We start from the raw sequence: 24,757 nt of genomic DNA on the forward strand, positions 1-24,757 counted from the left end.
GTGTGTCGATTTTATAAAACTTTGAATAATATAACAAAACAGGAAATTCTATTTAAGAGGTGTTAATAATATGTTATTTGATTTAGTAAAAAAATTAAAACAAAACTTTGAGAGGTGGTTGAAAAAAGAACAGAATGATAAGTTAAAGGATACAAAAAAAGATATGAATGGTCAGGATGAAAGTGCTAGTGAAAATTCCTTAGTTCAAGACAAACCACTCGACACGGAACTTACCAATGCTTCAGATGAAGGTAATGAAAATAATGTAAGTGATTCTTTACATGCAGGATTAGCCAAAGAACAAAAAAATATCAACAATGCTCAAACAAATAGAATAGGGAATAAAATTTCCGCTACTAGTGATCGAGTAGTAGCACTAGATACAACGTTAGAAGATGGGGGGATTGATGTTACGCTTTTGGGGGCGAGAGGCGACGGTCTATCAGATGATCGGAAATTTATTCAGGATGCAATTGATTACGCAGCATCTTTACCTAACGGTGGAACAATTATAATTCCTGAAGGTAAAATTTTTTTATTAAATAGTTTTACAGACTATGAAAATAAAGTGATTATAAAATTAAAGAACAAAGTTTCTATGGTAGGAAAGGGTATATTAAAAATAGCTGACAATTTTGGTGATTATCATAGTGTTTTAGCTCAAGATACAACCTTAAATGATGTAGTATTTAAAGATTTTACAATAGATGATAATACAAGGAATAATGCTATGGTGAATGTACCTTCTTCTTCCAATAATAATTATAGGATTGCTATGTTTTTATGGGGACAACCTTCCAAAAATATAACTATTGATAATGTTACGGTAACAGATTGTTGTGGAGCTTGGCAGTTTACTACGGGCAGAATTGAGGATTTATCTATTGTGAATTGCAAAGTCTATTATACTGCTGTTGTTCCGCAAATAGATTACGATAGAACTTCTATATACTATAGTGGTATTAGGGGGATAATAGCAAACAATACTTTAAATGGAGCACCTTTTGCAAATACGGCAATCGAAATACATGGTAATAACACTATATGTACAGGAAATGTAATTACTGATTATAATTCAGGAATGTTCATTGTGAATGATTTAGAAATTCTACAAGGTGAAGATTTAGAAGGTGTTATAGTGGCAAATAACACGCTGCATAATGTTAGAACAGGAATTATGCCATGGTTTTCTGAAAAAAGTCCTGTGAAGAATTTAAAAATAGTTAATAATGTTATGAACTTGAGTCCTACACGAAAAGGCCTGTCATCAATACTCGAAGGAAACGGAATTGCATTTCATCCAGAATGGGGAACAACCATTGTATCAAATGTTGAAATTACCAATAATATAGTTAGTTATGATTATGAAGGTGATATAGGAAGCGCAGATCCATCAGGTACAAAATATAAAGGGATTTTTGTACCTATGTATACTTCAAATCTAGTGTTTAATTTAGAAAATTTAATGATTAAAGACAATATTATTATAAACTCAATAAATAGTGGAATATGTATTGAATTAGGTAATTCTAGTACGAATTCATTTGTGAAGGGTTTAGTTTTATCAAACAATGTAATAAAAAATGTAGGACAAGTAGAAAAGAGTAATGGAATTGAATTGATAGGTATACCAAAATATTTCGCTTGCATAATTAAGAACAATACAATAGTTGATGATAGAGTATCTTCATTAATGAATTATGGGATTGTATATTATTCTAGGGATGATGTAAATGATGATGCAGTAAATCAGCTGCAAATTATTGATAATTCTATTTTTATGACAGATACAAATTTTAATTCGGATGCAATAAATAGAAGTTTATTTCTTGAAGCTCCTTGTTATATCTGTATGGGTATTTATGGTAATTCAACACAACGCATTCTAACAACAAATGCGAAGTATAATTCTATTATTGAAGATTTAGAGGCAGGTAGAATTTATAGACAGGTAGATTCTCCTAGTGGTTATAGATGGATTAGTGAATCATATGGAAAATCCCTCCCAAGTGTAGGGTTTTATTCCATTAATGATGTAATAAAATCACTATTGCCTCCAACGAGTGGAGGGGCAATGGGATGGATATGTTATCAATCAGGCGTTGCAAATAATAATAACTGGAAAAGTTTGTCGGTATATAAAGTTGGAGATATTGTGAATAAAGCTGGAGCAGTTTATGAATGTACAATTTCCGGTAAAAGCGGGAAAAACGGCCCGTCTGGTACATCCACAGATATTGTAGATGGATCAGTTCATTGGAAGTTCGTTGATTGGCTTGCTTTATTTAAGACATATGGCTCCATTTCATAGGGTCGTATAAATAAGTTAGCAGCAAAAAGAGTGAAAAAGTTTTTCTATAAAAAGAATTTTATTGGATGTTCGGTAGCTTTTTTGAGAAATCAAAATTAAAAAGGTTTGATGTTTAATAAAATGAAAAGAGACGGATAGAAGAGGAGGACGGAAAGTTACAAACTATTCTCTTTTTGTAGAGTGTTATTCTTTTTATGTAACGGTTCTCTTCCTCCTTTTCTGGCGATGGTATGGGCTATATGTTCTATTATTTGTCCTTATGATAATCGCAAACTGATGGTCGTTTATTGAGAATCGGAAAAACATTAATGAAAATTTCCCATGCATTGATTTAAAAGGTGAACGATATTAATTTTTAGATGAGATCATAGAATATTTACGAAATAAAGGATGCGAAGTAGTAGAAGTAAAAGCTCCTTATGAGTTTTAGAAGAATGGGAATACGATGCTGCAAATTAAAAAGGGTTGTTAATAAATAATAAAAAAGATGACTTTTAAAGTCATCTTTTTTATTAAAGATTCAGAATATTATTGACTCTATAAAAATCTTTTTTTATAGTAGTAGGTATAACTATAACGACTAAAGGGGCAGAGTTATGACAGAAGCATTGGTGTTACAGAATATTTATGAGAAGAGCTATCGTATAAAAATGACGAAAGTCGATGGGTTTACTATTACTCTTCTTGAAGTGGTTACTGTTTATTAGATTCAGAATAAGTGCGGGACGGTGAATAGGTGAAATTGTGAAAGAGTTGCAAAAACTTAGCTTTTCTTACATAAGGGTAAAGGAGGAGTTAGAGTGGAACGAGCAGCAGTATTACAGTCGAAAGATGCAACGTTTATGCAAGGTGTGAAAGATTGCTTACCGACAGTTCTCGGTTATTTAAGCATTGGCGTTGCGTCAGGCGTAATTGAGAAAACAGCGGGATTTTCAATAACAGAAATTGCACTTATTTCATTACTGATTTATGCTGGCTCAGCACAGTTTATTATGGCTGGAATGTTTGTAGCAGGTGCGCCAGCTTCTACTATTATTTTTACCGTTTTCTTTGTAAATCTAAGACATTTTTTAATGAGCGCAGCATTAGCTCCGTACTTAAAAAAGGTATCAGTTTGGAAAAACATAGTGATTGGTTCGCAACTTACCGATGAAACATTTGGCGTTGCAGCTCAGCACGTAACAGGAAAACAATATGTAAGTGAAAAATGGATGTTAGGTTTAAATGTGACAGGTTATGTAAATTGGATAGTAGCAAATATTATTGGGGGCATTTTGGGAGAGTGGATACCAGATCCACATACATATGGGATGGATTATGCGCTTCCAGCGATGTTTATTGGCTTGTTTGTTTTACAACTTGTGAGCAGTCGCCCAAAGTTATTTGTTCATCTTTGCGTTGCTATTGCCTCAATTATAATTGCATTTCTTGCTCATTTCTTTGTATCAAATAGTGTTGCTGTTATTGTTGCAACACTTGCAGCAGCGACAATCGGGACGGTGATTGAAAAATGGAAGTAAGATGGGATGTATTACTTATTGTACTCGGATCCGCAATCGTCACATTTCTTCCGAGAGTAGTACCGCTGCTTGTATTAAGTAAAGTAGAAATTCCAGAATGGGGGCTGAGATGGCTAAATCATATTCCAATTGCAATATTAGCTGCATTGTTAGCACAAACATTATTTATGAATGAAACGGTGCAAGTGGATTATTTATTAGCAGCCATTCCGACGTTCCTTGTTGCGATTTTTACACGGAGTTTATTAGGAGCAGTACTGACGGGAGTTATTGTAATCGTTTTGTTACGTTTATTTATGTCAGTTTAATGTGAGGTAAGAAAACGATTGGTAGAACTTGATTAGAAAAAATCATTACTAATCAAAGTTTGATTTTTTGTAACAAGGATTATCCCATATTGCATCGAACTTTGTAATATAACGATTACAAAAGGAGTGATGCCATGTTCATTTTAACAATTGGTGTTGTTATGTTTACGATGTTTTTATTTTTTATTATTGGGCTTACAACTTATAAAATGTTTGTTCAAAAAGTGACGCCTCAAATATACTACACACCGTTTGAATCAATTACTGCACAATCACCTGTAGAGTTTCATGAGGAGAAGGAAGATAGGGAAGAATGTGCGGATAAAGGTAAAGATAGATAAAAAGTAATTTTGGGTGAAGGGGAAAAGAAATGAAGAAGTCGAAGGTAGCTAATATTACTGCTATTGTCACAATTATTATCGTACTAGGAATCTCTATTTTTTCACCTTACAATTATTTGAAACAGGTTCATGCAGAAGAAATTATGCATGAACAAGGATTAAAAGACGAATTTAAGGATAAAAACGTACAGAGTGTTACATATAAAGGTGATAATACGTATATTGTCAAAACAGATACGAAGGAATATGTTGTCATCCAAGAATATTACACGCTTATGAATTATAAATGGAAGATATACGTGCTTGAGAAAACATGGGGATAAAGTGAAACTTCCATCAGTGGGGGGTTCTTCATCCCCCACCTAGCTTGTTCGGGAATCTTACTGCCCGTTAATGCGGGATAAAAAAAGCTAAGCCCAAATTCCACTAAAGTTGAATTTGGGCTTAGCTTTTTTGTGAGGAATAATATGTTTTTATTTACAAATAAAGTAAATTTATATAAACTAAAGTTAGTTATTTAACTAACTTATATAGAGGTGAATGAAATGGCGAAACCAAATGTTATTAGTAAACAACAGCTCCTGCAATCAGCAAAGGAAATTATTGCTATGCAAGGAATGGAGAAATTAACATTAAAAGCTGTTGCTGAAGGAGCACATGTTACACAAGGAACAGTTTATTATCACTTTAAAACGAAAGAACAACTTTTGTTAGCTGTTGTCGAGGAGTTTTGTTCTTCTTCATGGTCAGAGCTTGAAAAAGATTTTCACATTCAAACTGCATTAGCTTCTGCAAAAAGTAGGTGCACGTCAGATTCCCTTTACCATCATTTGTTCTTTCAACTAGTTGCAAATGGTCTTCAAAATGAACAAATAAAAGAAAAGTTAGGAGAAATGCTAGTCTATGAAAATAACGAATTACAAAGAGGATTAGAAATGTTGTGGGAAAAATCTCCCGTTGATGGGATTACCTTCGAAGGCTGGAGTATTATATGTAACGCTTTGATTGATGGGTTAGCATTACAAGCATTATTTTCACCCTCATTTTCAGTAGATGAAGTATATGAACAGGTATTTACATTCATTCAAAACCTTACAGAAGGGAAGAAAGTAGATTGAATGAAAAATTATCTTTAACAATATTGTTTTCTGTTGGCATTTGGATGGGAGCGACGGCATTTTTTTTCTTATTTGGTAAGTTTGTATTAGTAAGTATTACATCTTCAATGTTTATCACAAGATTAATTATTTTAGAAATTGCAACAGCAGTTGCTTTATATGGCATTATGTTGCTGTACAAAAGATTAGATCCATCACAGTATTCAACAATCAAATTAGGGATTTTTGGAACTGCAATCGGATTATTTTTAGATACATTTATTATTTATTATTCCTCTCATATCTTTTCAGCATTGTCATCACAGCAAATCCTATCATTTGTAGCTTGGATGCTTCTCGCATATGTTCTTTATTTATTGCTTCCCATTTGGATAGAACGAACAAGTATAAAAGAAAAATAAACATAACAGAGAAGTAGGAGCTACTTCTCTGTTATGTTTTGCAGAAAAGAATGTATCATCTGATACCCTTGGTCTGCAGTTTCTTCGTTGTATTTTGGAGAAAATGGATCAAGAAACCCGTGTTCTCCGTTAAGTTGTTTTATGTTTAGTAGCGGATGATCATTACTTTGCAAATTATCAATCAAAGTAGAAACTGAAAAACTAGTTTCTGTTGCAGGGAATAATAATAACGTAGGACATGTCGGTACAATGTTTGTGTAATCACGAATACGTGAACCGTAGCATCCGATAACAAAATCAATTCCACGATCTTGACTACATAACCAGGCAATCGTTGCCCCGACGCTGAACCCGAGAATCCCCACATGCGTATACTTATTTCGTAGTTCAGTGAGCATACCTTCAATGTGTTGTATTCCTTGTTGAAATCCAACGTTCTTGAGAAAATATGAATATGCCTCTGTTTCCTCATCGTAATGAAAAGGAGAGGAGCGATGTAATAAATTTGGACAAATAACGTCTATAGTTGAAGAGGAGAATGTATGGATGACATGCTCCATATGTTGATTGATTCCGTATATTTCATGCAGAAGTAGAAGGGCCGTTTTCTGTTTCATAATCTATTATTCTCCTTTTGTAGCACGATACTCTCTTTCAACAAGACAAATTCTAGTATGAAATTGTTCATACCATTGTTCTCGGCCTCTTTTTCTAGCAATCGTATGAGCAGCATGTTCTTTCCACTGCTGGATTGCTTCAAGTGATTCCCAGTACGAAATGGTAATCCCAAAGCCAGTTTCATCACGGACGCTTTCAACATCGACAAATCCAGGTTGTTGCTTTGCTAACTTTACCATTTCATCTGCAACGATTTCGTAATCATCAGTTTCAGTTGAGAGCTGAGAAGTGAAAATAACCGCGTAGTATGGAACGTTGTTCATTTTGTTTTCTCCTTGCTATGATTTTTTTCTTTTTAGTGTAACATGAAATCTGAATAGTGTATCATTTAATTCGTTTGTTAATTTCATGTACCGTACTGGGTATAATATTAAATAATCAATGATAGAATAAGCTGAGACATAAACTAACTATGTAAAGGCTGTAAAAAGATATGTAAAATAAGTATGTAAATCATTATTTTTATAAGGAGTAATACTATGAAAGATAAAAAGCATTATGTTTTAAAGTCATTTTCATCAAGACCAACTTTTCAACAGGATATGACAGCAGAAGAAAGAACGGTCATGCAACAGCACATAGTTTATTGGGAAGACAAGGCTGAAAAGGGAATCGCCATTGTGTTCGGACCCGTTTTTGACCCCAAAGGCGGGTATGGGCTGGGGATTATTGAAGTAGAGGAAGAAGACCAAGTTCATGCTCTTATCAAAGACGACCCTGCTGTTAAATCAGGGTTACTAAAGACGGAATTCTATTCAATGTGTGCGGTGTTTCCTAAATGGTGGCAGACGATTCAGAAATAATACATAACATTCATGGTATATTATCAACACTGTTCTGTAACAGAGCCTTTGTTTTAAATAAATAAATAAGCAGTAAGGCATTTATATAAAGAATTAACTTCCTATAAGAGTACAATGATTTCATGGGGGAATTGATTGGGCGGGCTTCCGTGAGTAGGGGATGAAGAAAACCCCCACTGACAGAAGTTTCACTTTATCTGTTCATTGTTCGTTAGTGCAGAAAATATAAGAATTCCCACTTCAAAATAAAATGAAGTGGGAGTTCTTATATTTCCTCTAAGCTGTTGACTGGAACAGTAAGTTCACGATTTGGGTTTGTTGCTTCGTATATGTGGGCTGTTTCATTTTTTTCGTCGACATGTTGAATTGTAACAGGCATACCTTGAAAAGTTACATTTGTTTGTTCCGTTGATTTTGAAATTTCTTTTGCTCTTTGAATGTTCATTTTAAACTCCTCTCTGTGTCCGATTGATTAACCAGCAAGAGAGCTTCCACTGATGGAAGTTACGCTGTAATACTATTTTGGCTCATAGTAAGGAATAATATACCAATTGATAGAGGGTTTAAAGTTTTTGAATCATTTGTAACGTTTCTTCAGTGAAAGAAGAAAACATCGGAGCGTGATATTCTTGAATAGCGTTGTGCGCTTGCTTTGCTTCATACAGAGCTTGTTCTTTATCCTGCAGGTGCATATAGCATAAAGCACGAAAAGAGCCAGCTGTAGTCAGTAATGCTTTGTCTATCGGATGATGCGAATAATCAGGGATTGTTACTTGTTGAAGCGATTCTAACGCTTCATGATAACGCCCTAGACCATATAATGCTTTTCCTTTTTCAAGATAATAATAGCCATCTTTTTCGGGTCCCAGTATCTTTATAGACTTCTTCCCGTATGCTTCAACGTGCGTAAGTGCAATTTCATATTGTTTCGTTAGCATATTATAAAAATAAGCTTTTAATATATGAAGAAGAGTTGTTGATACGGCATTTTCTGTAAAAGTCGCAAATTGTTCTGCTTTCTTTAAATAGTGTAAGTAACCTTCTGTATCGTTAACAAATGTGGCTTGATAGGACAAGACACGATAAAATTCATCTGTTCTATAGTACACTTGATTTTTTTTAGAAAAGGAAAGTGCTTGTAAAATAATATGTTTGCAGCCATCGTAATCTCCGATGGCTAATAAAATGATTGCCTCATCTAAAAAAAGTTCAATTTGCATAATTAAATCCATCTCTAAATGTTTTTCTCTATATTCATCGCGAATAGAAGTGATTAACTGTAAACACTCATTATATTTTTTGTTGAGAAACAATAATTTAAAGGAGATGAGCTTTGTTTCTGTACTTTCGCGATATAAAGCATATTTTTCGAAAATTTGCGTTGCTTTTTCAATATATGCATGTACATGATAGTCTTTCATATGAAGCGCTGCTCTGGCGTATTGTTTATATAAGCGTGCAACATCTATTGTGGATGGTAGTACATCATGCACAATAGGATGAAGAGTTTCATACACATCTTTAAAACGCATATCTTGTATATATTGCTCCATTTCTTGCACAAGAGAAGCAAATTCATTTGCTTCTTCTAATAAAAAGCTTGCATCACAGCCGAGTTTATCAGCAAGATAATGTAACGTTTTCATAGAAGGAGTTGCCTTACCATTTTCAATTTGACTGAGCATGCTTTTCGTTAGTTCTGTACCAGCAAGTTCAGATTGGGTTAGTCGTTTTTCTTTACGTAAAGTACGGATTTTTTCTCCAAGAGTAGCCATTTTACGTCTCCTTTTATAAAAAAAAGTTAAATATAATTAAACTTTTCGTTGTCAAATTCAGAAAATTAATTATATAATAAGTTTAACACAATTTAACTTTTAAAGGGAGAGTGATGATGTGGAAGATGTATTAGAAAATCAAAATGATCCCCGTTTAAAAATTGCAACGCGAAATATTATTTTGATGATGATTGGGAAATTATCATCAATGCTTGGAGCAAATATTTATACGTTTGCAATGGGGCTGTACGTTTTAAAAACGACAGGATCTGGCATGGGGTTTGCTATTACACTTGTTTGTGGTTCTGTACCACGTATGATCTGCGGGCCAATCGCCGGAGCAGCAGCAGATCGAATGAACCGGAAGTGGCTCGCTGTTGGAGCGGATATATTAAGCGCTCTTATTATGCTCACCATGTTTTTACTTTCAACTTCATTTGGACTTTCATTGATCTTCATCTATGTATCCGCAGCGCTGTTATCCATATGTGCAAGTTTTTTCTCTATTGCTTTAACATCTTCTATTCCATCTTTAGTTGATACGACACGTATTCAAAAAGCGAACTCATTAAATCAAACAGCTACATCGCTTGCAACAATTTTAGGACCGATTATTGGTGGTCTTGTATACGGTTTGTTTTCTATGAAATTCTTTTTTTTACTGAATGGTATGACATTTGCTTTTGCAGCGATAATAGAAATCTTTATGATATTTGATTTATATAAAGTAGACAAAAAAGAAGATAATGATCATTTTTTAACGAGCATAAAAGAAGGTTTTGTATATGTGAAAGAGCAAAGTGACATATTTTCAATGGTCAAACTTTCACTTTGGATTAATTTCTTTTTTTGTGCAATTACCGTTTCGTTGCCATATATTATCGTTCAAAAATTATCACTTTCCTCTCAGCAATTTGGCGTAATTGAAGGAATGTTTGCGGTTGGGATGCTAATTGCTTCTATTATTTTATCTGTCCGAGCAGAGGCAACAAATAAGTTCCAAACCATTCGCAGGAACCTTTTCATGCTATCGGGCTTATTGCTTTGCATTGTATTACCGATATTTCTTCCGTTAACTAAAACAATGATTTTTATATATTACATTACACTTATGATCCTTTTTGGGGTGAATATCATTACGATTAACGTTCCATTACAAGTATTCGTTCAAAAAACGACAGCACCAGAATATTTAGGACGCGTATTTGGATTAATTGAAACAATTGCAACAGCAATTGTCCCTCTTGGAACGCTCTTATATGGTGTACTTTTAGACTATATACCAGCATCTACTGTTATGTTGATATCCGCGTTTGGACTGTTTGTTGTTGTTTTCTTTGGAGCGAAGCAATGGAAGAATGTGAAGGATGTGCAAAAACAAGAGGGGGTATCTATACCTTAAAGAATAAGCAGTCATTGTTACAAAAAGATGAACTTCCTGTATTTGGAGAAGAAAAGGAGTATACTAGTATTATAATCCAATTACAAGGAAGTGTCGTTATGAGTACTGTTGGTGTTGTATATGGAGTTATTCTTTCTTCTATTTTTGTTTCTTTCACTGTAGGTGTAACGCGTTACATTCATAAGTGGAAAGAAGGGGTTGTAAAACTAAATCATATTGAAGAAGAAGCAAGTGATTTCATGTTACATCACGGGAAATAAAGTTCAACTAACTATCAGTGGGGGCCTTTTTCCACTGATGGAAAGTTTTCACCAATCGGGCTTTTACGGACAATTATCCTCTACTTATCTTCTTAGCTGTATGGGTCTTACTGTCCGTTAATGCTGGATGAAATAGTATCTTTAATCTACTGATAATGGAATGTTTTTTAGAATAATTAAAAATTTATAATTTTATTATGTAAACAAAAAGTGTGGTGTTAGAAATACGAACATCACACTTTTTGTTATGTAATGTATTTTATCGACATATTACCAAATTTATATAACCTTAAATAATTCCCTCCATCATAATTGAAGAAGTTATTATATAATAATGAAAAATGCAAAGGGGATAGGGGAATGACGAATATTTACTTTGTACGTCACGCACATTCTACATATACACCAGATGAGAGAGAAAGGCCACTATCTGAAAAAGGTTGGCAAGCGGCAGAGAGAGTGACAAAGATATTACAAAATGAATCTATAGATGTTGTGATTGCTAGTCCATATAAGCGAGCCATTCAAACGGTAGGAGGAATTGCAAACCATTTTCGATTATCAATTGAGTTAGAGGAAGATTTAAGAGAGCGTTTATTAAGTTCACAGCCTGTCGAAAATTTCGAGCAATCCATTACGAAAGTATGGGAGGATCCTACTTTTCATTTTGAAGGTGGAGAGTCTAACATTACTGCTCAGTGGCGCGGCGTTGCCTGCATGATGAAAATCTTGCAGAAATATGAAGGAGAAAATATTGTAATAGGAACACATGGGAACATTATGGTCCTTATTATGAATTATTTTGATTCCAAATATAATTTTTCGTTTTGGAAGGAGCTTCATATGCCTGACATATATAAGCTGACATTTGTAGAAAATCAGTTTGTTCAAGCGAATCGACTTTGGAAAGAGGATATTGTAAAAAATGTGTGAAGATTGACGAAAAGAGCAGGAGATTATGTAACAGTTATAGAAATCAATGGCTGAAGTGAAAAAGTTTTTTAATAAAAGGAGGCTGTTCATATGTTCGAGAAAAACAATCGATTTTCATCCATGACAGGAGAAGTTGTAGAAGTTCATAATGTATATGAGATTTTACCACCTGATGGAACAATTATTGGTATGGCGACACCAGAGGAAATGGAAATCGCTGCAGAACTAGAACTAAAGCATTACGCTTTTTCACGTTTAATGGAAGCTAATATTCAATTAGATGGTGCCTCCTATAAAGGGATGTTAGAAGAATTTGAAGATTACGAAAGAAGATCGATGGCTTTCTGGCGGGCACTGCATGAGCGTCTATCTGTGCCATGGGCATGGGTGTTACGCGTTGATGTTGTAAACGGCCCTATTCATGTAAGCAATGGAAACTTGTTTTATGATGTAGAAGAGTTAGAAGAAGACTTTGAATAATAATGAGGGGAAAGCAGTATGGACGCTGCTTTCCTCTTTTTATAAGTGCTATATATTTTTAATTTGTTTTACTGCTTCAATTATAATATCGGGCCGATCTATTTCAACGGAGTGTCTGAATTTAGTAGAAACAATAAGTTGGCATTGTGCGTGCCTTGTCCCATTATTAGTATTTCAACTTTTTTCCCGAAAACATCTACATGTGTAATCAAAAGAAAGCCCCCTTAAGCTTGAAAAAACCTTTGACATACCAATAATATCCCCCAAACTCCTACACCAAATAGAATAGAAATGCTAAGTGAAAATGAGTTACGAAGCCCCAAATATACAATGAATAATAGCAAGGCTGATGCAGGAAATCCATATAATACTCCTAGTGCAAAACTACTTAATTCTTCTCGAGAGCCCCCTTCGACAGAAATCCAAAATAGACTGAGCAAACTAATTAATGGAAGTGCCGCAATGAAGCCGCCAAGTGTACTATAGTGCTTAGCGATTTCTGTAACTCCTCCAATAATAAGTGCAGAAACAATCACTTTAATGAGAAAAGACATCGTGAGCCTCCTTTGCTAATAATTCAAATGCGGATTGAATTAGCTCTTTTTCTTCTTTAGATAACTTCTCTCCTATTTGCTTTAGTTTTGCCTCATCGAGCAGCGTATGTGCAGCTAATGCTTGTTGTCCTACTTCTGTTAGTTTTACAATTACAACTCGTTCATCTTGCTTACTGCGTTCTTTTACTACAAATTCTTTCTGAATTAACCGTTTAATATGTTCAGAAGCTGTGTTGTGAGAGAGATGTAGTTTTGCGGCGATATTACTAATGGTTTGCGCTTCTTTTCGAGAAATCATTTGTAAAATACGAATGGCTTGATGAGATAAATTTTCTTCGTATTCATGACGGAGGTAAAAATAAATCGTTTCCCAATGTTTATTTAATGTTAGCATGATAACAACTCCTTTTTTATATCGTACAATACGATATAATCGCTTGTAAAGATACAAATGGTTAAATTTATTCAATTTTTCTGTAAAAAAGTATCTTTTTTTTAGTAGATAATATAAGCTTATCTTAAAATTACAATGAAACGAGGGATGAGGATGGAAGCTGTACATATCTTTAAATGGACTGGTGATGAAAAAGCGTATTTAAATAAGATTCATTTAGAAAAGCTAGGTCCTCTTTCTATCGGATTATATGGTGGAAATACAGAAGCTGGTGCAATCAAAAATGAAGATGCTGTGCTTGCTTGGTGTGATCCACATGGAACATGGGAATTCGTTATGATTTTTGATGCAAAATGTACGATCGAACGAGCAAAGTTTATAATAGATATAATTTGTAAAAGAAAGGAGAAGTTACTACAGCTTTTCACTTATCCATCTCATCTCGTTTTTCATCATACGCATATGTATTTATTATCGCTCTTTACAGATGAAAAAATTATTGAAGAAAGTGAACGAATACAAGAACAAACAGCATGCCTTATTTGTCTTCGGAAAGGGAAGTTTCTGTATTGGTTGTCAGTAGGGGAATGTTTTGTCTACTTATTTCATCCAAGACTATTCCAATGTGACCAGGGGCGCTTGAATAAACAGCGATGTTATGAACGGATTGGCAGAAAGAATATTTTTTCCGCAGCAACCCCTTGTTTTACTTCTGGGGTTCGTGAATTACAAGAGGGAACCAATCATATTGTGATGACAACAGATGGGATCATTGAATGTGGTGAACGGATATTTGAAGATGATTATGTATTATATCAATCGTTGTATTCAGATGATACTCTTCATGTTGGACATGTACTGGAAAAGATAGAGGTTTGGAAAGGAACAGATAGTGCTACAATTATAGGTTGGTCTGTTGATATAGGACATATGGATTGTATCTGTGAGCAGGATTAAAGCAGATATCATAAAAAATAGAAGTGACATGTAAAACATACAGTGCAGAAGGAAATAAATTCTTTTGTGCTGTATGTTTTATTTCATTACTTAAATAATATTGTTAATTTGAGCTATAAAACAAGGAAACACTTATTTATGGAGTTCCCTTATTCCATTAAAGCTCACTTTAGTTGAATTAAATTAGTTCTTTTAACCGTTTTATTGCAGAGTGAACTGTAAGTCTATGAAATGAAACTAAGTTATTCTTGTAGATGACTCCATAGATACCATAAGGAGTAGGTGAAAGTCTCAATAATTCTTCTCTGTTTTTTATGTCAATAATTTCTGCATTAATACCCAATTTGTTTGCTGCCCTAACAACATTATTGGTTGATACATCTACAAATGGACACTGCTGGGTACGGAGAATTGTTAAATCTTTAAAAAGTTTAAGTCGCTCATCCCAATCTTTTGGAAAATATGGGTCAGGTGAATGGCCAAATTTGTTAACAAGTAACTCAAAACCATAAGGTGCATGATCTAGTTCTCTAAAATTGTTCTTTATAAAAACGTCCTTACTGGGCGTCCAAGAAGTGTTTGGATTTGTAATCACAATAACTCCAGCTTTATTTTGTTCCTTAGCATCTTGAATACTTTTATGAATCAATTTTGAAGCATACCCTTTTTCCGTAATGTTTACCCATAAGCAATGGATAACTAAATAATTTTCGCCATATACAACTCTTGAAGAATATTCAATAGGTGTATATTCAATAAACCCTGCTAGTTTGTTATTCTCCATTATTTTTATATACTTTAACCCTTCATTGAACCTTCTCATAAGCCATTTGTTTTTATTTATGTAACCTGCTGAAGATGGCTTGCTACGAAGGCAATAACAACCCTCATCATCTATATTCTCTTCGTCTAACTCTACCAGCTCAATTTGTTCCAATATATTTCTCCCCCCCAATTTTTCAATATTCGTATTCACCTATTCTATTTTTTAAGGAAATGATAAATATTTACTATTTGGTAAATTGTTACAATTAGAGTTTATCATAGGTTGCTTCCGTTGAAAACAGAAAGCTTTCACAAACTCAATGGAGGGCTTCATCTCTCACCTATCTTCTTTGCTTCTCTCTGAATCTTGAGGTGGAAGTCTTATTGCCCGCGAATAGCGAGATAAAAAAATCTTAAAAGTTGTCATGAGATCTTTTTTTGCGCATATATATGTATAATGTGGCCACAAAGCGGGAGTATACTCTCACTTCCTAAAAATCTATTTTAAAACATATAAAGGTTATTATAGGGAAATTGCCGAAAGGAGTTTTGAAAAAAGAATGAGTTATGGTCTCCGTTATGCTGTAGAAAAAAGGAAAAAACAATTGATTGAGAAGCTAATTGATGTAGGTGTATATAAAGTATTAAATAAACAGTTGTATGAATTATCACTAGATGAATTAGAAAAAGAATATAATGACATCTTAAAATATGAAAATGTGCGTGCGTAGGTTATTACCTTAAGATTCAGAGGATTGAGGAATATGGTTAACCACTAGTGGGAGATGAAGAAAATTTCCGTTTATCCCCCACCGATTGGTTCAACTAACCATCGGTAGGGGATGGAGAAACCCTCCACTGATGGAAGTTTCACTTTATAAAAATCCCCTTTCACAGTACTTACTGAGAAAGGGGATTTTGTTTAGGATGCAGCCGTAAATGAAGGGATAGGGTCATGGAACATATCCCAGTCTTCATACATTTCTTTTTCAGTTAATAAACAGTGGTCTAAAGATTGTTCTATTTCTTCTTTATTCATATCAATACCGATAAAAACTAATTCGGTGATTCGGTCTCCGTATGTGTCATCCCAACGGTTTAAAATGTCTGGGTCTTCTGAAATAATTTGTTGCTGTTCCTCTTTTGAAGTAGATGCAACCCACTCGCCAGCTCCTTGAATCGTAATAGATGAACCTGCTTGAGAGAGAAGTCCGATGATATTGTTGCGAGAAGAAAGCCAGAAGAAGCCCTTCGCTCTCACGACGTCAAGTGGCCAGTTTTCAAGCCATTTCATCAATCTCTCAGGCTGGAATGGGCGCTTACGGCGGTATACAAATGATGAAATGTTATACTCGTCTGTCTCAGGTGTGTGTTCGCTATTTAATTCTTTGATCCATCCAGCTGCTTGACTTGCTTTTTCATAGTCAAATAGATTCGTATTTAAGATTGAGTATAACGGCACTTGCGAATAAACTGCTTCAATAATACGAGCTTCTGGATTTAACCTTTGTAATAGTTTGTGAAGTTCTGTAATATCATCCTGCTCTAGCATATCTGTTTTGTTTAAAATAATTACATTTGCAAATTCAATTTGATCAATGAGTAAATCTATCACTTCGCGTGTATCTGTCTCATCAATTGCTTCTTGGCGATCTAATAAACTTTCACCGGAAGCATAATCATCCCAGAAGCGATTCGCATCTACGACAGTAACCATTGTATCTAAACGACATGTATTTGATAAGTTGATTGCTAATTCTTCGTCCATATATGTGAATGTTTGTGCAACTGGAATAGGCTCACTAATACCTGAAGATTCGATGACAATATAATCAATATCTCCAGATTCAACGAGACGATTCACTTCTATAATTAAATCTTCACGTAATGTACAACAAATACATCCATTTTGAATTTCAACGAGTTTTTCCTCTGTTCTAGAAAAACCACCTTGTTTGACAAGTGCAGCATCAATGTTAATTTCGCTCATGTCATTAACAATGACAGCTACTTTCATTCCATCACGATTTGTAAGTATATGATTTAGTAATGTTGTTTTTCCAGATCCTAAGTAACCGCTTAATACTGTAACAGGAATTTTTTTCATAAAAAGACTCTCCTTTTTAAATCGTAATAATTACGTTTTATTTCTTGTTATATCTTAAAAGATGAAAAAGAAAATTGCAATAGTAAATAATAATGATTACGATTTAAGAATAAAATATAGTAAGTGTGTTGTGGATGAAACATGTCATAGAAAAAGAGGACAAGCATATGTTTACAATAAAGAGGAGCTTCTATCGGAAAGTATTTTATCCCGCTCTAACGGGCAGTAAAATCTTAATTTCAAGATTCTGAGAAAGCAAAGAAGCTAGATGGAAGTTAACGGCCCATAAGAGCCCGATTGGTGAGAGCTTTCCATCAGTGGGGGATGAAGAAAGCCCCACTGATGGAAGTTTCACTTTATTGCTAGTTGAACATGAGCTAAAAATATAAAGGAGGAGATTGTGATGACACTTGCACGGATTTCTAGAGAAATTATGGGTACAATGTTAATCGCACTATTTGTGTTCTTATTATTTTTTGTTGATTTTACAAATGTATCATCGTTGCAAGCACTGATCCCTAAAACGTGGATGAATGTAAATACAATTTTTTTAAGTATTTTTTTTGAAGCTGTTCCATTCATATTAATTGGTGTATTCATTTCAGCGGTTATTCAAGTATTCGTGACAGAAGACGTGATAAAGAAAGTGTTGCCTAAACATCCTATTGTTGCCATGTTTCCAGCAGCATTTGTTGGTGTATTATTTCCGATGTGTGAATGTGTAATTATTCCAATTATAAGAAGACTGATTCAAAAAGGATTACCTCTTCATGTAGGAATGGTAATTCTTGTTACCGCCCCTATATTAAATCCGGTTGTATTTTTTTCAACATTCTATGCGTTTCGCATGAACCCTACAATTGTATACGCTCGTTTTGGACTCGCTTTTCTTGTCGCTATATGTATTGGAGGTATTGTTTATTACTTATATCGTGACAAGAATGTATTGAAAGAAAGCGGTGTGATAAGTGAACATAAACATTCGAAGAGAAGCTGGCAGGAGGTTGCTTCGCATGCAGCAGATGAGTTTTTTAGTACAGGAAAATATTTGTTAATTGGTGCATTTTTAGCTAGTTTATTTCAAACATTTTTAGATCGTCACCTTCTTGCCGAATTAGCGAACAGTAATCTCATTTCTCCACTTGTTATGATGGCCCTTGGTTATGTTTTATCTCTTTGTTCTGCAGCAGATGCATTTATTGCAGCATCATTTGGTCACATTTTTTCAACAAAAGCTCTTCTCGCTTTTTTAGTGTTCGGACCAATGGTAGATTTGAAAAATACTGTTATGCTATTTGCATATTTTCAAAAGAAGTTTGTGTTTCTGTTTATGGCGATTGTGACGATTAGTGTATATGTTATCGTTCAACTTACCATGAAATAGGAGGCGGAGAAGGTGGAAGAGCAGGAGAAAAAAGGATTTCATATTTATATTCGCGGCATTATATTGATTGGATTTGCGATGCTATTATTCAAACTGCTTATTACGGGGCATATTGATAACTTTATTGCACCGCGTATGGTGAAACTTACTTATATAGCAACAATTGTGTCTTTACTACTTGGTTGTTTACAAGTGTGGCGAAGTGGAAATGAAAAGTCAAAGGCATGTCATTGCTGTGAGGGACATGTGCTCCCAAAAACGAAAATAGGAACTTGCTTCTTTTATGGATTATTTCTTATACCTATTATCAGTGCCTTTTTATTTTCGAGTGTATCACTTGACGGAAGTGTTGCCGCCAAGCGTGGAATGAATCAAAGTACACAAACGAAGCCACAAAAAGAAAATGACGATTGGAAGAGATTATTAGTAGATGGAGAGGAACCGCAAACTGCTAATGTACCAAGTTCTCAAGTAAGTTCTCAAGCAAGTTCTCAAGTAAGTTCTCAAGCAAGTTCTCAAGCACCATCCGAAGACCTAGAAAAGAACTTGTTAGAAAAGAAAAGCATACAAATAAATGATAAAAACTATATGGATGCTATGGATATTATTAGTCGTGATGTTATTGGATTTAAAGGGAAAGAAATTAATTTTTCTGGGTTTGTATACCGTGATACAGACGTGAAAGGAGCGCAAGTTGTAGTTGCACGTTACGGTATTACGTGTTGCATAGCAGATGCTACCGTTTATGGAATGATTGTTTCCGGTGAAGGAGTTACAAAATTACAAAATGAAACGTGGGTTACGATTACTGGAACATTAGATGAGACAACCTATAGAGGAGCTTTATTTCCACTTGTAAAAGCAAATAAAGTAGAAAAAATAGAAGCTCCGAAGCAACCGTATGTATACGAGAATTTAATACCATAAACAAAAAGATGAGCCCGTAACTGAGCTCATCTTAATTTGTATATCAGATTAAAGGTTCTTCACAATTAACTTCACAGTTTATCCCGTTATTTTAAGGGCAGTAAGACCCCCACCCCAAGGCTCTGAGAAACAAAAAAGATAGGTGGGAGATAACTGCTGGCATGTGCCCGATTGGTGAGAGCTTTCCATCAGTGGGGGATGAAGAAAGCCCCACTGATGGAAGTTTCATTTTCATTCAATCACATAATGGATTTTTAACTTTCACATAAAAATAGGCATGTGCTTCTCCCATCATACGCATAAGAGTTAAGGCCTTATAATCTACTTTATCTGCAAAAAAGACAGCATAGTCAGATATTGCATGCTCTTTATTGCTAGAATCTCTTTGTAAATCTATAAAAATATTGTGCAAGACTCGTTTTACAATATTCCATAGCAATTGTTCATTTAGCTGATAGAATTGGCTAATATGTAAAAATAATTCTCCAAAGTGATTTTGTATGACAGAATAAAACACTTTATTACGCATACTTTTTTCATTATCCACCAAAATTCTTGATTTATGATGAAACATGTTTATATCAAATCCTGCATTTTGTAAACGACCACGATGAACTCGAATACCTTCCCAATCGCGTACAAGTAGTCGGTCTGGTGTGCCATCTTTTTTAAATACAGGTACTGTGTTTTGTAGATGACCTTCTAAACCAATACCGTATTTAACCATGAGCGGAATAAAGCCGGTAAGAGCATTTGTTACATATTTTTCAATAAACAGAACAATTGCATCGTGTAATGGTAGGTCATGACTATCTTTATACAACTCAATTAGTTCTGCTATAACTGGTCTATTTGCGCCGTGTACAGAAGCGACAAGGGCAGAACCAACAATGGCCCATTCATCATGTTTTACATAAGTATGAATATTGTCGCGAATGACACAAGCGAGATTTTCACTTCGCAATGTTTGTGTTTCTTCGTCTAGGTCATTTGGATGAAGAAAATGAGCGCCAGTTCGCTCCATAATTGGAACAAAGCGAGTTTCGTCAATCATCGTCTCCGTAGTAACAATTTGTTTTAAAATATTGCTCATAAGTGGTCCGTTATGAATGGTTTGTTCAGATAACGTCCGCACTTCTCCTGTTAAATGAATATTTGTTGTTAGTTTATAATGCGGTCTAATCGTTTCATATTGTGCAGGGAAGATTGTACGAAATGACATGCCCGCTAAATAATTCGCTTCATAATCGAATAAAATGATGACTTGTTTTTCGAGTTCATCACTAAAAATTTCACGTAACGTATGAGTAGCTTGCCATGGATGAATTGGTAATAGAATGTAGTCATCTATTTTATCGCCAAGTTTTATTTCTGCTTCTACTTGGAGTACAGGTTCAAAAGAAAACAATAATGCATTCCAATTTTGTTCTTCCATAAAAGCAGAACTTATATAATCTTGATGTACGGCTACAAATCGTAATGGAATTGTATTTTTAAACTCTGCTGAATACGCAATGGTTTCTTCAGGACTTAAACCTTTTCGCATTTTGGCACCAGGGTGACAAGGATGACCTTCTATAACAAGCTGTTCAAAAAAGGCATAGGAATCTTGTGCGTGGGAAGCAGCTTGTAGTGTTGAAGAATTTTCAGTTTGTTCATGAAAAGTATAAGCAAGAGCTAAATTGGCAGCGCTATTAGTGACATCATCTTCAAACATATGAAAATAGGAATGTGATCCTTGCCAATCTTCATGTAGTAGTAATGTCAATACCTCATTTGGATGTGTAATTTCATTTGCGCTAGATGGTGATACGAAAATATACGGCCCGCATATAACCGGTCGTTCAAAAGCATATATGTGTTGAATCGGTATAAGTAGGTATGCATTTTGGCCCTTGAAATATAGTCCCTGTATCATTGAAATTTCATCAAATAGATGAATATGAGTGTTTATATAGTCTAGTAAATAGTCAGGACAACGATGTTCTGAAAATGGCGCAAATACTCCTTCGTGTTTTCGAAGTTCGATTCCAGTTTTTGTAATGTTACATATGTTTTCACGTATGAAGGACGATAGTAATCGTTCAAGTATACCAGCTCGTCCTTTTCGAATCATTTGTTGATAGTTTTTATGTAGCGGTGCGTGATGTTGTTGTAAAAAAGAAAGTAAGTTTTGTTCCTCTAATTTTAACGTTTGAAATTTATTGAGATGCATAGAAACCACCTTTCTCAAGTTTTTAATCTTTACAAAAAAATAAGAATATTTTATATTGTTAATGAGATGATATTGATAATCAATATCAATTATAAAAGATACATTTAAAAATGCAACAAAAAAATTCGAGGTGGTTCGTATTCGTAAACTCTTTTTTAGTAGTTCATTTTTCTTATTTATGGGGAATTGGCTTGGAATGACTGCAATCAATTGGTACGTCTATGATTTGTATCATAGTGCTACATATTTAGGATGGATAAACTTTGTACGGCTCATTCCAATTGCATTGTTTAGTGTATATGCAGGGAAGCTTTGTGATCTGTATCCGCGTATTAAGTTAATGAAGTCATATTCATTCTGGGGGCTAGCAGTTACAACGTTACTTGCTATTTATGTTGTGTTTGTTACGCCTTCGTTTCTTATTTTTATTCTTTTTTCATTTGTAAGAGGAGTCATTAGTGCATTAGAAACACCAAATCGAAATACGCTTCTTTCGGATATTGATACGAATAATCAAATTAGCAAATTGATATCTATGAATTCGTTTGTGATGAATGCTTGTCGTTCGACAGGTCCTGCAGTAGCTGGATTTTTAATTGCAGGAGGACATATTGAACTTACATTTATGATGCAGGCAGCTTGTTCACTTATTGCATTCATCCTCGTATTACCAATGAAAGATAAAACGATGAAAAAACGAAAAGAAAAGAAAAAAGCAAGCTGGGAACAAATTGTTCAATATTTCTCTCATGATCATAGGGGAAGAAATATTTTTATCACATCAATGATTACAATGGCTTTTGGCTTTTCGTATACGTCTGTATTACCTGTACTTGTTTCTCATCAATTTACTGGAAAAGCAGAAGTATTTGGTATTGCGATGTCTTCGGCGGCAATTGGTGCCATTATAGCAACTATTATTCTTCCTAGAGTATTAGAGTATATTTCAGAAATTAAGATTTATTACACGAGTTTAGTTATGTTTTCCATTAGTATAGCGCTCCTCGTTATTAGTAATACATTTGTGTTTTTTATACTATTATTTTTTATCGGCCTTTTTGGACAGCTGTTACGCTCTAGTAACCGTGTGTATTTTCAAAACAAAGTTCGTGAAGAAGAACGAGGACTCATGCTTAGTGTTGTATTAATGGATCGAGGAATGATTCCACTCGGTTCGATTGTAGTAAGTTATGCTATTGAATATGTGGGGATTTCTGAAACATTTGTGATGATGGGTATTTTATGTATGATTCCATTTGTATTTCAATATATAAAAGTGAAAAAACAAAACAGGAAGGTGAAGAATTTTGTCCATTCAAATTAAACAATCCAATCAAGTACAAGCGGAATATCGTATTTTAAATCGTTTTTGTAATGCGTTAATTCGTGAAAAAAATTTATTAGAAAGCTGTGCGGTGCTAAAGCATGATTATGGTATTGAAATTATAGATTGTATGAATGAAGCAGAATTATTATTAGAAGTGCAACAAGAAGGAGCATTTGAACGGTACGAATTTGCTTTTCCACTTCGGTTTAAAGTAAGAGGGCATGTTAGATGGATTGAGTCATTACAAATGTTTTTTGAAGAAGTAGCACCATTCTTTCAGCTTCATGTTTCAGATTCCTTGCAGAAAGAGTTACAGAACAGCGTAGAGAACTTAGAATTGGCTTATGAAGCCTGGGAACAAAAACAAGAATGGGCAAAACAGCAGCTTGCAACAAATGTGATGTTTTTTGCAAAATACAAACCAAATAATCTATGCAAATTCCTTGAAGAACTAAAAAAATGTATGTCGTTTGACGAATTATTATATACAGAGTCATTAGTAATCGAAGGGCATCCACTGCATCCTTCCACAAAAACAAAACTTGGTTTATCAAAAGAAGAAGTAAAACGTTATGCTCCTGAATTTGAGCAAGTTGTTCCGTTATATGTAGTGCTTGTTCATAAAGATGTAACAGTAGTTACAGGAGATAGCTTTGAAAAACCTTTATTATATAAAAATTTACCAGATTTATATGAAACAGTTTCTGGCCTATTAGTAAACAGAAGAAACAGAATAGAAGACTATTATCCATTTCTTGTTCATCCATGGCAATATAAGCATGTACTAACAGAGGAGTATGGGGAAGATTTAGAGGAAGGACGTATTATTCCGATCCCATATCAGCTTTCGTCCAGAGCAACGCTTTCATTTCGAACAATGAATCTACTAGAGTTACCATATCATGTGAAGCTTCCAGTACGGGCACAAGCAACAAGTGCAGTTAGGACGGTATCACCAGAAATAACTGTAAATGGGCCAATTCTTTCTACGCTATTTGATAAGATTTATGCAAAAGAAAAAGAGCTATCACAATCAGTAATTGTCGTTCGTGAACGAGTTGGAGCTACTTTTACAAAAAATAATGATTTTCATTTAGGAAGAAATCTAGCATTTGTTTTACGAGAAAGTCCAAATGTATATAAGCAAGAGGGAGAGTTACTATGGGTTGGAGCTAGTTTAACAGCAAGCAATCCATTAAAAGAAGGAGAGCCTATTATTGTAGATATGATGCGTACATATTTCGGAATGGAGACGATTGGTAAAAAAGAGGTGTTTCACTATGTTGCCCATTACACTGAGAAAGTCATGGTTCCTTTACTGCAGCTAGTTTTACAATATGGAATCGCTTTAGAAGGACATATGCAAAACTCTATTATTGTTACAAAAGGCGGGGAGGTCCAACGTATTTTTGTACGTGATTTAGGAGGAGTGAGAATTCATAAGAAGACATTAGCGGAGGTAGTTGATATTGCTGAGGTTAAAGAAGCAGTCGTATTTACAGATGATATGAATGAGGTTTATAACAAGTTTATTCATTCGGTACTGCAAAACCATTTTGGGGATGTATTATTTACGTTAGCTCACTCAATAGATGACGTACAGGAAAAAGAGTTATGGAGAATTGTTGCCGCTATTGTTGAAGAATACATGGTAGATGCAACCGAAGAGCAAAAGGCAGCTATATTTGCAAAGCAAATTGAAACGAAAGCATTGTTCTCAATGAGAATACAAGATCAAGCAAAATCTTATTTATATACAAGTTTTCAAAATCCACTTTGTATGTAGTAGGAGGAACG

At 34.4% G+C, this 24,757-nt stretch carries 27 protein-coding genes; 18 read left to right on the forward strand and 9 right to left on the reverse strand.

Going from position 1 to position 24,757, the window contains the following annotated elements:
- Window positions 1–70 precede the first annotated feature (70 nt).
- The 7 genes from AB1284_RS06665 (at window position 71) to AB1284_RS06695 (ending at window position 5,999) form a co-directional block, all read left to right on the forward strand.
- Window positions 71–2,311 carry a hypothetical protein gene (locus AB1284_RS06665; protein WP_429750704.1) on the forward strand — a complete coding sequence of 747 codons (2,241 nt, stop codon included), beginning with the start codon at window positions 71–73 and terminating at the stop codon, window positions 2,309–2,311.
- 842 nt (window positions 2,312–3,153) lie between these two features.
- On the forward strand, window positions 3,154–3,831 hold the full coding sequence (locus tag AB1284_RS06670) for an AzlC family ABC transporter permease (protein WP_429754339.1): 678 nt from the start codon (window positions 3,154–3,156) through the stop codon (window positions 3,829–3,831).
- The gene (locus AB1284_RS06675) at window positions 3,822–4,139 is read left to right on the forward strand and encodes an AzlD domain-containing protein (protein ID WP_429750702.1); all 318 of its coding nucleotides are present in this window, start codon (window positions 3,822–3,824) and stop codon (window positions 4,137–4,139) included. Before AB1284_RS06670 ends, AB1284_RS06675 begins: the two co-directional genes overlap by 10 nt.
- Window positions 4,140–4,273: 134 nt before the next feature.
- Window positions 4,274–4,480, forward strand: coding sequence for a DUF3951 domain-containing protein (locus AB1284_RS06680; RefSeq protein WP_429750701.1), 207 nt, complete (start codon window positions 4,274–4,276; stop codon window positions 4,478–4,480).
- 29 nt (window positions 4,481–4,509) lie between these two features.
- Window positions 4,510–4,803, forward strand: coding sequence for a hypothetical protein (locus AB1284_RS06685; RefSeq protein ID WP_429750699.1), 294 nt, complete (start codon window positions 4,510–4,512; stop codon window positions 4,801–4,803).
- A gap of 222 nt (window positions 4,804–5,025) precedes the next feature.
- Complete coding sequence (locus AB1284_RS06690; protein WP_429750697.1) at window positions 5,026–5,598, forward strand: TetR/AcrR family transcriptional regulator; 573 nt, start codon at window positions 5,026–5,028, stop codon at window positions 5,596–5,598.
- Window positions 5,595–5,999, forward strand: coding sequence for a DUF5367 family protein (locus tag AB1284_RS06695; protein ID WP_429750695.1), 405 nt, complete (start codon window positions 5,595–5,597; stop codon window positions 5,997–5,999). Before AB1284_RS06690 ends, AB1284_RS06695 begins: the two co-directional genes overlap by 4 nt.
- Before the next feature lie 20 nt (window positions 6,000–6,019).
- Here AB1284_RS06695 and AB1284_RS06700 read toward each other — a convergent pair whose 3' ends face one another.
- Both AB1284_RS06700 and AB1284_RS06705 read right to left on the reverse strand, forming a co-directional pair.
- Window positions 6,020–6,616: a dienelactone hydrolase family protein gene (locus tag AB1284_RS06700; RefSeq protein ID WP_429750694.1), complete on the reverse strand. Its 597-nt coding sequence runs from the start codon at window positions 6,614–6,616 to the stop codon at window positions 6,020–6,022.
- Between the two features lie 6 nt (window positions 6,617–6,622).
- Window positions 6,623–6,940 (reverse strand): antibiotic biosynthesis monooxygenase family protein, encoded by a 318-nt coding sequence (locus tag AB1284_RS06705; protein ID WP_429750692.1) that lies wholly within the window; start codon window positions 6,938–6,940, stop codon window positions 6,623–6,625.
- A gap of 216 nt (window positions 6,941–7,156) precedes the next feature.
- Between AB1284_RS06705 and AB1284_RS06710 the strand changes: the two genes are divergently transcribed.
- Window positions 7,157–7,480, forward strand: coding sequence for a YciI family protein (locus tag AB1284_RS06710; RefSeq protein ID WP_429750690.1), 324 nt, complete (start codon window positions 7,157–7,159; stop codon window positions 7,478–7,480).
- Window positions 7,481–7,745: 265 nt separating this feature from the next.
- Here the strand turns inward: AB1284_RS06710 and AB1284_RS06715 are convergent, their stop codons facing one another.
- Together AB1284_RS06715 and AB1284_RS06720 are read right to left on the reverse strand one after the other, a co-directional pair.
- Window positions 7,746–7,925 (reverse strand): H-type small acid-soluble spore protein, encoded by a 180-nt coding sequence (locus AB1284_RS06715; protein WP_098310369.1) that lies wholly within the window; start codon window positions 7,923–7,925, stop codon window positions 7,746–7,748.
- A gap of 118 nt (window positions 7,926–8,043) precedes the next feature.
- Window positions 8,044–9,255 (reverse strand): helix-turn-helix domain-containing protein, encoded by a 1,212-nt coding sequence (locus AB1284_RS06720; RefSeq protein WP_429750688.1) that lies wholly within the window; start codon window positions 9,253–9,255, stop codon window positions 8,044–8,046.
- A gap of 118 nt (window positions 9,256–9,373) precedes the next feature.
- Here AB1284_RS06720 and AB1284_RS06725 point away from each other — a divergent pair, with 118 nt between their 5' ends.
- From AB1284_RS06725 to AB1284_RS06740, 4 genes are all read left to right on the forward strand, one after another.
- The gene (locus AB1284_RS06725) at window positions 9,374–10,657 is read left to right on the forward strand and encodes an MFS transporter (protein ID WP_429750687.1); all 1,284 of its coding nucleotides are present in this window, start codon (window positions 9,374–9,376) and stop codon (window positions 10,655–10,657) included.
- A gap of 98 nt (window positions 10,658–10,755) precedes the next feature.
- Window positions 10,756–10,917 carry a peptidase gene (locus tag AB1284_RS06730; RefSeq protein ID WP_098310367.1) on the forward strand — a complete coding sequence of 54 codons (162 nt, stop codon included), beginning with the start codon at window positions 10,756–10,758 and terminating at the stop codon, window positions 10,915–10,917.
- A gap of 360 nt (window positions 10,918–11,277) precedes the next feature.
- Window positions 11,278–11,850, forward strand: coding sequence for a histidine phosphatase family protein (locus AB1284_RS06735; RefSeq protein WP_429750685.1), 573 nt, complete (start codon window positions 11,278–11,280; stop codon window positions 11,848–11,850).
- Window positions 11,851–11,940: 90 nt separating this feature from the next.
- Window positions 11,941–12,330, forward strand: a complete 390-nt coding sequence (locus tag AB1284_RS06740) for a hypothetical protein (protein WP_429750684.1) — start codon at window positions 11,941–11,943, stop codon at window positions 12,328–12,330.
- Window positions 12,331–12,554: 224 nt separating this feature from the next.
- Here AB1284_RS06740 and AB1284_RS06745 read toward each other — a convergent pair whose 3' ends face one another.
- Window positions 12,555–12,884 carry a DUF3147 family protein gene (locus AB1284_RS06745; RefSeq protein WP_429750682.1) on the reverse strand — a complete coding sequence of 110 codons (330 nt, stop codon included), beginning with the start codon at window positions 12,882–12,884 and terminating at the stop codon, window positions 12,555–12,557.
- Window positions 12,868–13,278, reverse strand: a complete 411-nt coding sequence (locus tag AB1284_RS06750; RefSeq protein ID WP_429750680.1) for a MarR family winged helix-turn-helix transcriptional regulator — start codon at window positions 13,276–13,278, stop codon at window positions 12,868–12,870. Before AB1284_RS06750 ends, AB1284_RS06745 begins: the two co-directional genes overlap by 17 nt.
- A gap of 153 nt (window positions 13,279–13,431) precedes the next feature.
- Between AB1284_RS06750 and AB1284_RS06755 the strand changes: the two genes are divergently transcribed.
- Window positions 13,432–14,235, forward strand: a complete 804-nt coding sequence (locus tag AB1284_RS06755) for a protein phosphatase 2C domain-containing protein (protein ID WP_429750679.1) — start codon at window positions 13,432–13,434, stop codon at window positions 14,233–14,235.
- A 178-nt stretch (window positions 14,236–14,413) separates the two neighbouring features.
- Here AB1284_RS06755 and AB1284_RS06760 read toward each other — a convergent pair whose 3' ends face one another.
- Window positions 14,414–15,172: a GNAT family N-acetyltransferase gene (locus tag AB1284_RS06760; protein WP_429750678.1), complete on the reverse strand. Its 759-nt coding sequence runs from the start codon at window positions 15,170–15,172 to the stop codon at window positions 14,414–14,416.
- A 388-nt stretch (window positions 15,173–15,560) separates the two neighbouring features.
- On the opposite strand from AB1284_RS06760, the gene AB1284_RS06765 reads away from it, so the two are divergent.
- On the forward strand, window positions 15,561–15,731 hold the full coding sequence (locus AB1284_RS06765; protein ID WP_377881545.1) for a Fur-regulated basic protein FbpA: 171 nt from the start codon (window positions 15,561–15,563) through the stop codon (window positions 15,729–15,731).
- A 191-nt stretch (window positions 15,732–15,922) separates the two neighbouring features.
- Here AB1284_RS06765 and AB1284_RS06770 read toward each other — a convergent pair whose 3' ends face one another.
- On the reverse strand, window positions 15,923–17,107 hold the full coding sequence (locus AB1284_RS06770) for a GTP-binding protein (protein ID WP_429750676.1): 1,185 nt from the start codon (window positions 17,105–17,107) through the stop codon (window positions 15,923–15,925).
- 403 nt (window positions 17,108–17,510) lie between these two features.
- On the opposite strand from AB1284_RS06770, the gene AB1284_RS06775 reads away from it, so the two are divergent.
- Both AB1284_RS06775 and AB1284_RS06780 read left to right on the forward strand, forming a co-directional pair.
- Window positions 17,511–18,491, forward strand: a complete 981-nt coding sequence (locus AB1284_RS06775) for a permease (protein ID WP_336482945.1) — start codon at window positions 17,511–17,513, stop codon at window positions 18,489–18,491.
- A gap of 12 nt (window positions 18,492–18,503) precedes the next feature.
- Complete coding sequence (locus AB1284_RS06780) at window positions 18,504–19,418, forward strand: TIGR03943 family putative permease subunit (RefSeq protein WP_429750674.1); 915 nt, start codon at window positions 18,504–18,506, stop codon at window positions 19,416–19,418.
- 235 nt (window positions 19,419–19,653) lie between these two features.
- Here AB1284_RS06780 and AB1284_RS06785 read toward each other — a convergent pair whose 3' ends face one another.
- Entirely contained in the window at window positions 19,654–21,633 is a 1,980-nt protein-coding gene (locus AB1284_RS06785; protein WP_429750672.1) for an IucA/IucC family protein, read from the reverse strand.
- A 130-nt stretch (window positions 21,634–21,763) separates the two neighbouring features.
- On the opposite strand from AB1284_RS06785, the gene AB1284_RS06790 reads away from it, so the two are divergent.
- Together AB1284_RS06790 and AB1284_RS06795 are read left to right on the forward strand one after the other, a co-directional pair.
- Complete coding sequence (locus AB1284_RS06790; protein WP_429750671.1) at window positions 21,764–22,957, forward strand: MFS transporter; 1,194 nt, start codon at window positions 21,764–21,766, stop codon at window positions 22,955–22,957.
- Window positions 22,941–24,746 (forward strand): IucA/IucC family protein, encoded by a 1,806-nt coding sequence (locus AB1284_RS06795; RefSeq protein ID WP_429750669.1) that lies wholly within the window; start codon window positions 22,941–22,943, stop codon window positions 24,744–24,746. Before AB1284_RS06790 ends, AB1284_RS06795 begins: the two co-directional genes overlap by 17 nt.
- The last annotated feature ends 11 nt before the right edge of the window (window positions 24,747–24,757 follow it).

This window comes from Bacillus sp. S2(2024), from assembly GCF_050474045.1.
Taxonomy (GTDB): Bacteria; Bacillota; Bacilli; order Bacillales; family Bacillaceae_G; genus Bacillus_A; species Bacillus_A yunxiaonensis.

Coding starts and splice junctions, on each gene's coding strand:
- AB1284_RS06680 (WP_429750701.1), top strand. CDS start 4,274: ATGTTCATTTTAACAATTGGTGTTGTTATGTTTACGATGTTTTTATTT.
- AB1284_RS06665 (WP_429750704.1), top strand. CDS start 71: ATGTTATTTGATTTAGTAAAAAAATTAAAACAAAACTTTGAGAGGTGG.
- AB1284_RS06775 (WP_336482945.1), top strand. CDS start 17,511: ATGACACTTGCACGGATTTCTAGAGAAATTATGGGTACAATGTTAATC.
- AB1284_RS06670 (WP_429754339.1), top strand. CDS start 3,154: ATGCAAGGTGTGAAAGATTGCTTACCGACAGTTCTCGGTTATTTAAGC.
- AB1284_RS06705 (WP_429750692.1), bottom strand. CDS start 6,940: ATGAACAACGTTCCATACTACGCGGTTATTTTCACTTCTCAGCTCTCA.
- AB1284_RS06755 (WP_429750679.1), top strand. CDS start 13,432: ATGGAAGCTGTACATATCTTTAAATGGACTGGTGATGAAAAAGCGTAT.
- AB1284_RS06715 (WP_098310369.1), bottom strand. CDS start 7,925: ATGAACATTCAAAGAGCAAAAGAAATTTCAAAATCAACGGAACAAACA.
- AB1284_RS06700 (WP_429750694.1), bottom strand. CDS start 6,616: ATGAAACAGAAAACGGCCCTTCTACTTCTGCATGAAATATACGGAATC.
- AB1284_RS06770 (WP_429750676.1), bottom strand. CDS start 17,107: ATGAAAAAAATTCCTGTTACAGTATTAAGCGGTTACTTAGGATCTGGA.
- AB1284_RS06765 (WP_377881545.1), top strand. CDS start 15,561: ATGAGTTATGGTCTCCGTTATGCTGTAGAAAAAAGGAAAAAACAATTG.
- AB1284_RS06750 (WP_429750680.1), bottom strand. CDS start 13,278: ATGCTAACATTAAATAAACATTGGGAAACGATTTATTTTTACCTCCGT.
- AB1284_RS06785 (WP_429750672.1), bottom strand. CDS start 21,633: ATGCATCTCAATAAATTTCAAACGTTAAAATTAGAGGAACAAAACTTA.
- AB1284_RS06720 (WP_429750688.1), bottom strand. CDS start 9,255: ATGGCTACTCTTGGAGAAAAAATCCGTACTTTACGTAAAGAAAAACGA.
- AB1284_RS06740 (WP_429750684.1), top strand. CDS start 11,941: ATGTTCGAGAAAAACAATCGATTTTCATCCATGACAGGAGAAGTTGTA.
- AB1284_RS06685 (WP_429750699.1), top strand. CDS start 4,510: ATGAAGAAGTCGAAGGTAGCTAATATTACTGCTATTGTCACAATTATT.
- AB1284_RS06745 (WP_429750682.1), bottom strand. CDS start 12,884: ATGTCTTTTCTCATTAAAGTGATTGTTTCTGCACTTATTATTGGAGGA.
- AB1284_RS06730 (WP_098310367.1), top strand. CDS start 10,756: ATGAGTACTGTTGGTGTTGTATATGGAGTTATTCTTTCTTCTATTTTT.
- AB1284_RS06675 (WP_429750702.1), top strand. CDS start 3,822: ATGGAAGTAAGATGGGATGTATTACTTATTGTACTCGGATCCGCAATC.
- AB1284_RS06690 (WP_429750697.1), top strand. CDS start 5,026: ATGGCGAAACCAAATGTTATTAGTAAACAACAGCTCCTGCAATCAGCA.
- AB1284_RS06710 (WP_429750690.1), top strand. CDS start 7,157: ATGAAAGATAAAAAGCATTATGTTTTAAAGTCATTTTCATCAAGACCA.
- AB1284_RS06735 (WP_429750685.1), top strand. CDS start 11,278: ATGACGAATATTTACTTTGTACGTCACGCACATTCTACATATACACCA.